Raw genomic sequence first — 5,955 nt, 5'->3', positions numbered from 1 at the left:
GGGCGAAGGAGCGCCGGCTGGCCGAGAAGAAGCGCCAGTCCCAGCGCAAGCGCGACCGCCGAGCAGACGGCGAGTAAAACCCCCACAAAATCCCCTAGGGTCCGGGGTTCCTTCGCGCTGTCGGCTGACAGAATATGAAATCTGTCAGCCGAAGGGTGTACGCTCGGTGCGTCACCCAGCTGAGAGGAAACACCCCATGGACACCCGCACCCTCGGCAGCACCGGTCCGACCGTCTCCGCGCTCGGGCTCGGCCTGATGGGCATGTCGGACCTCTACGGTGCCGCCGACGAGGCCGAGAGCATCGCCACCATCCACGCCGCACTGGACGCCGGCATCACCCTGCTCGACACCGGCGACTTCTACGGCATGGGGCACAACGAGCTGCTGCTGCGCGACGCACTGCGCGGCCGCAACCGCGACAAGGCCCTGATCAGCGTCAAGTTCGGCGTTCTGCGCGACGCCGACGGCGGTTGGAACGGTGTCGACGTCCGCCCCGCCGCGATCAAGAACTTCCTGGCGTACACCCTGCGCCGTCTCGGCACCGACCACGTCGACATCTACCGCCCGGCCCGGCTCTCCCCGGACGTCCCGGTGGAGGACGTGGTCGGCGCCCTGGCCGAGCTGGTCAAGGCCGGTCACGTCCGCCACATCGGTCTGTCCGAGGTGAGCGCGGAGACCCTGCGCCGGGCGCACGCCGTGCACCCGATCACCGACCTGCAGATCGAATACTCGCTGATCTCCCGCAACCCGGAGACCGACATCCTGCCGACGGCCCGCGAGCTCGGCGTCGGGATCACCGCCTACGGGGTGCTGTCCCGCGGGCTCATCAGCGGCCACTGGACGACGCGGCGGGAGACCTCCGACGTCGACTTCCGGAGCCACCTGCCCCGATTCTCCGGCGCCAACCTGGACCGCAACCTGGCCCTGGTAGACGCGCTGCGCGCCATCGCCGAGGCGCGTGGCGTCACCGTGGCGCAGATCGCCATCGCCTGGGTGCTCGCCCGCGGCGAGAACATCGTGCCCCTGATCGGCGCCCGCCGCCGGGACCGCCTCACCGAGGCACTGGGGGCCGCGGCGATCACCCTCACCGAGGCGGACCTGGCCGCCATCGAAGCCGCCATCCCCGTGGGCGCGGCCGCCGGCACACGCTACGACGAGGCGCAGATGGCCCACCTGGACAGCGAGCGGGCGTGACCACCCGGCCGTGGCGCGTCCGCCGGTCGGGGGTCGCGCCACGGCCGTCCACGTGGTCAGGAAGGCTGGGGTGATGAGCGACGCCACCGCCCTGACGGCCGACCGCATCCTCGACACCGCCGAGGAGGTGCTGCGCCGGTACGGGCCGGCCAAGGCCACCGTGCTGGACGTCGCCCGCGCGTTGGGCGTGAGCCACGGCAGCGTCTACCGACACTTCGCCAGCAAGACGGCCCTGCGCGACGCGGTCGCCGAACGTTGGCTGGCCCGGGTGTCCACCCCGCTGATCGAGGTGGCCACCGGGCCCGGCCCGGCCCCGCAACGGCTGCGCCGCTGGCTGGCGGAGCTGAGCGGCACCAAGCGCCGGATGGCCCGGGAGGACCCCGAGCTGTTCGACAACTTCCACCAGCTCACCACCCTTTCCGAGGGTGCGGTCGCCAACCACCTGGAGGTCCTCGCCGGTCAACTCAGCCTGATCGTCGCGGACGGGATGACGGCCGGCGAGTTCACAGTGCCCGACCCGGCGGTGGCCGGCCGGGCGCTGCTCCAGGCCACCGCCCGGTTCCACCACCCAGCCCACCGGGCCGACTGGCACCAACCCGGCCTCGACGACGACATGGCGGCGGTCGTGGCGCTGCTCATCGACGGCCTGCGTACCCGCCCGGCAACCTGACCGGTCGAACCCCGGTCAGGCCGGGACGGCCGCCAGCAGCCGGTCGCGCAGCACCGCGGCCCGCTCGGCGAACCCGCGCTGCGCCGCCGCGTACTCCGCCCGGCCGTCCGGAGTCTCCACCCGCACCGGCGGGTAGCCGAGTGCCGCCAGGTCGTACGGGCTGGCCCGCATGTCCAGCGTGCGGATGTCCCGAGCCAGGTCGAACGCGTCGGCCACCAACTCCGAGGAGACCAACGGCGACAACTTGTACGCCCACTTGTACAGATCCATGTTGGCGTGCAGGCAGCCCGGCTGCTCGTTCGCGTGCTGCGTCTCCCGGGTCGGGCTGAGCAGGTTCAACGGGCGGGCCGGCGGTGTGAAGAACCGGAACGCGTCGAAGTGGCTGCACCGCACGCCCCGCTCCTCCACGACCTCGGCGGTGCGCTCCGTGCTCAACCGCAGCGGCCACGAGTTGTGCCGCAACTCCTCCCGGGTCTGCCGGTAGACCATCGCCCACTCGTGCATCCCGAAGCAGCCGAAGTGCGGCGCCCGTCCACGCGTCGCCGCCAGCAGGGAGCGGATCCAGGCGATCGACTCGGCGCGCCGCGCGCGTACCCCATCGGTGTCGAGGGTGACCCCGGCGGCGCTGGCGCGGTAGTCGCGGCCGAAGTCGGCCAGCTCGGCGTCGCGCAGCTCGACCCCGGACCCCGGATGCCAGCGACGCAGCTGCGCCGGGCGGTGCGAGTAGTAGGTGAACAGGAAGTCGGCCACCGGATGCCGCTCACCGCGTCGTCGCCGGGCCAGGTGCGGGGTCAGCCAGACGTCCACCCGCTCCTCGTGGGCCAGTCGGCGGGCCTGCCACTGCGTCGCGTCGAGCACGGTGCGGGCGAGGGCGGCGGTCACGCACCCCAGGGTACGACCGCCGCCCGAAACACCGGTCAGGGCATGTGCACCCGGACCCCGGCGGAGAACACCCCGCTGCGCAGCTCCAGCTGCTGCGGCGGGTCCCGCCCGTCGACGGTGAAGACCAGCGGAAGCACCATCCGGGTGCCCGCCGCCATCGGGTCGGCGAAGACGTCCCGACCCAGGTTCGCCGTCCGGGTGGCCGACTCGTCGGTGCTCACCCAGCGCCCGCCAGGCAGGTACGCCCGTTGCAGCTCGCTGTGCCACAACTGGTGGTCACCAGTGACGTTGCGCACCCCCACCGTAGCCTCGCAGCGTCGGCCGCTGGCCGGTGCGGGCCCGCCGCCGTCGGCCTTCCCGGCGGTGCCGGGCGCACCGCAGATCATCCGGTAGACGGTGAACTCGAACGCCGACTCGCGCAGCGGCACACCCAGCGACCCGGTGACCCCGGTGCCCGCCCACGCGCCGCTGGTGGGCTGCTTCTGCGTGTCGATCGCCGCGACCTGGCGGGTCGCCGTCCAACCCGCGGTGCCGACGACGCCGGCCAGCACCACGACGGCGGCGCCCACCAACATCCAGACCGGCGGGGTACGCCGACGCCGCAGCGGACTCGGGGCTGCCGGTCGCGGGTAGATCGTCCCGCGACCATCCTCGGCTCCGCCGCCGGTGGCGAGCGCGGCGGCCGTCACCCGCCTTCCACGCCGACGTCGCCACACCCAGAACACTGCGGCGCCGATCAGCAGCAGGACCGCCAGTCCGGCGAGGAACACCGGGTAGCGCCGCCAGGTCGGCGCCTCGGTCACCTCGGCCGCCGGTGTCGCCGCCGCCTGCCAGGTGGCGGTGGCGCAGTCGTACGGCCGGCTGCCGTCACCGGTGAACGCGCAGGTCGGCGCGGTCAGCGGCTGACCCGGCGCGGTCGCGGCGAGCGCGGTGCCCAGCGTGGTGGTGCTGTGCGCGGGCAACCGCAGCCGCCAGGTCACCTCGGTGGCCGATCCGCTGGTCGGGGTGGACCTGCCACCGCCGCTGATCGCGGTCGTCGTCGAGCCGGGCGGCAACTCCTGACGCACCGTGGTGTCCAGCGTCGAGTTGCTCACGTTGCGCACCTGGATCCGGTACCTCGGTGCCGCGCTGCTCTCCGTCGCGACCGCCACCGTCACCGGTTGCGGAGGCGCCGACGCCGGCGCCCGGGACGGCGGTGCCATCGCCGGTGGCGCCGAGGGCGGAGTGGGCTCGGTCACCCGGGCGACCATCGCCACCGGTGGCCGAGTGACCGCCGCGCCGGCCGTCGCCGTTGGTCGCGGCGTGGCGTCCGCCGGTTCCGGCGCGTTGGTCGAGGACTGTGGGGTGGCCGCCGGTGCTCGTGGCGCGACCGCAGTGGGTTGTGGGGTGACCGCCGGTGGTCGTGGCGCGGCCGCCGCCTCCGGAGCCGCCGCCGGCAGGGCCGGCACGGCGGCGAGGATGCCGAGGCAGTGCACGAACACTGCGAGGGCTCTGTGGTGTCGTGTCGATGCAGGCATACGACGAACCTCCGGAGCCGACGCTAGGGGCGAGCCGCCTCCATGCGGGTACGAATTCGGGAAGCCCGCCCCGCTCACCTCCTGCTCCGATAAGGTGCCGCGCGGTGACGGGTTGAGCACACCCGAGCGCCGGTCCTGGCCGGTTGGGGTGCCGGCGGGGCTAGATTGGCCGGGTGCGTATCGCTCGTTTCGCCCATGCCAAGGGAATGTCGTTCGGTGCCGTCGAAGGCGAACCGGGGGCCGGGCCGCAGGGCCTGACCATCGCCGAGATCGAGGGCCACCCGTTCGGCAAACTCTCCTTCAGTGGGGCCCGGTGGGCCCTTTCCGACGTTCGGCTGCTCTCGCCGATCCTGCCCAGCAAGGTCGTGTGCGTCGGCCGCAACTACGCCGACCACGCCGCCGAACTCGGCAACGACGTGCCCAAGGAGCCGCTGCTCTTCCTCAAGCCATCCACCTCGGTGATCGGCCCCCGGGACGCCATCCGACTGCCGATCTTCTCCAAGCAGGTCGAGCACGAGGCGGAGCTCGCGGTCGTGATCGGGGCGCCAGGCGCGCGCCGCGCCGACCGGGCCGCCGCCGAACGCGCCATCTTCGGCTACACCTGCGCCAACGACGTCACCGCTCGGGACCTTCAGCGTTCGGACGGGCAGTGGACCCGGGCCAAGGGCTTCGACTCGTTCTGCCCGATCGGCCCGTGGATCACCACCGGGCTGGACGTCTCCGACCTGGAGATCCGGTGTGAGGTCGGTCGCAACCCGGAGGAGATGGAGGTACGCCAACTCGGCCGGACGAAGGACATGGTCTTCGACGTGCCGGGCCTGGTGTCGTACATCTCGCACGTGATGACTCTGTTGCCCGGCGACGTCGTTCTCACCGGCACTCCGGCCGGGGTTAGCCCGCTTGTCGAGGGGGATACGGTCACCGTGCGGATCGAGGGCATCGGTGAGCTCACCAACCCGGTGGTTCCCGTCGCCTGATCCGTCTGATGCCCCTGTTTCCGCAGCTCACGGGTGGTTCGGGGGGATCGGATTTGGCCTGTCGGCACCGGGAGGGTAAAGTTCACTCCCGGCGCCGCAAGGGGCCAATGGGGTATGGGGTAATTGGCAGCCCGACTGATTCTGGTTCAGTTAGTCTAGGTTCGAGTCCTGGTACCCCAGCGCTGCTGGAATTCGCGAGAATTTCCAGACGCTGGATTCTGACGGAGTTCGACTCCGCCCCTCCGGGGGCGGAGGGTGGTCTTCGAAAGAGTGCAGCTCCTCCGCCGCTGAGGTGGGGGAGCGAAAGTTGTTCTGGCCCCGTCGTCTAGTGGCCCAGGACGCCGCCCTCTCAAGGCGGTAGCGCCGGTTCGAATCCGGTCGGGGCTACATCGTGCACAGCCCGTCTCACCTGGTGAGGCGGGCTGTTTCGTGTCCGCCGCCTGTTCCGGCTCGCTGTCGGGCGCGAGCGACCCCCGCACCCCGCGCTCGTGCCCGGGCACGGTGCCGCTAGACTACAGTCGTACCGCCCGCGAGGGTGGTGAACGGAAAAGTTCTGGCCCCGTCGTCTAGCGGCCCAGGACGCCGCCCTCTCAAGGCGGTAGCGCCGGTTCGAATCCGGTCGGGGCTACAAACCAAAGGCTCATCTCGCTCCGCGAGATGAGCCTTTGGTTTGTAGCCCCGACCGGATTCGAACCGGCGCTACCGCCTTGAGAG

5 protein-coding genes and 3 tRNA genes are annotated in these 5,955 nt (G+C 71.8%); 6 read left to right on the top strand and 2 right to left on the bottom strand.

The features are described from left to right. The first annotated feature begins 196 nt into the window (after positions 1 to 196). Together DLJ59_RS00880 and DLJ59_RS00875 are read left to right on the top strand one after the other, a co-directional pair. Positions 197 to 1,195, top strand: a complete 999-nt coding sequence (locus DLJ59_RS00880) for an aldo/keto reductase (protein WP_124770617.1) — start codon at positions 197 to 199, stop codon at positions 1,193 to 1,195. A 73-nt stretch (positions 1,196 to 1,268) separates the two neighbouring features. After that, complete coding sequence (locus DLJ59_RS00875) at positions 1,269 to 1,865, top strand: TetR/AcrR family transcriptional regulator (RefSeq protein WP_124770616.1); 597 nt, start codon at positions 1,269 to 1,271, stop codon at positions 1,863 to 1,865. A gap of 15 nt (positions 1,866 to 1,880) precedes the next feature. Here DLJ59_RS00875 and DLJ59_RS00870 read toward each other — a convergent pair whose 3' ends face one another. Together DLJ59_RS00870 and DLJ59_RS00865 are read right to left on the bottom strand one after the other, a co-directional pair. Beyond that, on the bottom strand, positions 1,881 to 2,747 hold the full coding sequence (locus DLJ59_RS00870; protein ID WP_124770615.1) for a 3-methyladenine DNA glycosylase: 867 nt from the start codon (positions 2,745 to 2,747) through the stop codon (positions 1,881 to 1,883). 35 nt (positions 2,748 to 2,782) lie between these two features. Continuing rightward, positions 2,783 to 4,264, bottom strand: a complete 1,482-nt coding sequence (locus tag DLJ59_RS00865) for a hypothetical protein (protein ID WP_124770614.1) — start codon at positions 4,262 to 4,264, stop codon at positions 2,783 to 2,785. Between the two features lie 173 nt (positions 4,265 to 4,437). Between DLJ59_RS00865 and DLJ59_RS00860 the strand changes: the two genes are divergently transcribed. The 4 genes from DLJ59_RS00860 to DLJ59_RS00845 all read left to right on the top strand — a co-directional run bounded on the left by DLJ59_RS00860 (position 4,438) and on the right by DLJ59_RS00845 (position 5,869). Then, positions 4,438 to 5,241 carry a fumarylacetoacetate hydrolase family protein gene (locus DLJ59_RS00860; RefSeq protein WP_081883971.1) on the top strand — a complete coding sequence of 268 codons (804 nt, stop codon included), beginning with the start codon at positions 4,438 to 4,440 and terminating at the stop codon, positions 5,239 to 5,241. Positions 5,242 to 5,349: 108 nt separating this feature from the next. Next, positions 5,350 to 5,421 (top strand) — tRNA-Gln (locus DLJ59_RS00855). A gap of 134 nt (positions 5,422 to 5,555) precedes the next feature. Next, a tRNA-Glu gene (locus DLJ59_RS00850) sits at positions 5,556 to 5,628 on the top strand. Positions 5,629 to 5,796: 168 nt separating this feature from the next. Then, positions 5,797 to 5,869 (top strand) — tRNA-Glu (locus DLJ59_RS00845). Positions 5,870 to 5,955 lie beyond the last annotated feature (86 nt).

Origin of the sequence: Micromonospora inaquosa (assembly GCF_003857055.1) — a bacterium.
Lineage (GTDB): Bacteria > Actinomycetota > Actinomycetes > Mycobacteriales > Micromonosporaceae > Micromonospora > Micromonospora inaquosa.
Note: the sequence above shows the minus strand (reverse complement) of the source record. Positions and strands in the feature narration are given on the sequence as shown.

Excerpts from the sequence above, each read along its gene's own strand:
- DLJ59_RS00880 (WP_124770617.1), top strand. The coding sequence starts at position 197 with ATGGACACCCGCACCCTCGGCAGCACCGGTCCGACCGTCTCCGCGCTC.
- DLJ59_RS00875 (WP_124770616.1), top strand. The coding sequence starts at position 1,269 with ATGAGCGACGCCACCGCCCTGACGGCCGACCGCATCCTCGACACCGCC.
- DLJ59_RS00865 (WP_124770614.1), bottom strand. The coding sequence starts at position 4,264 with ATGCCTGCATCGACACGACACCACAGAGCCCTCGCAGTGTTCGTGCAC.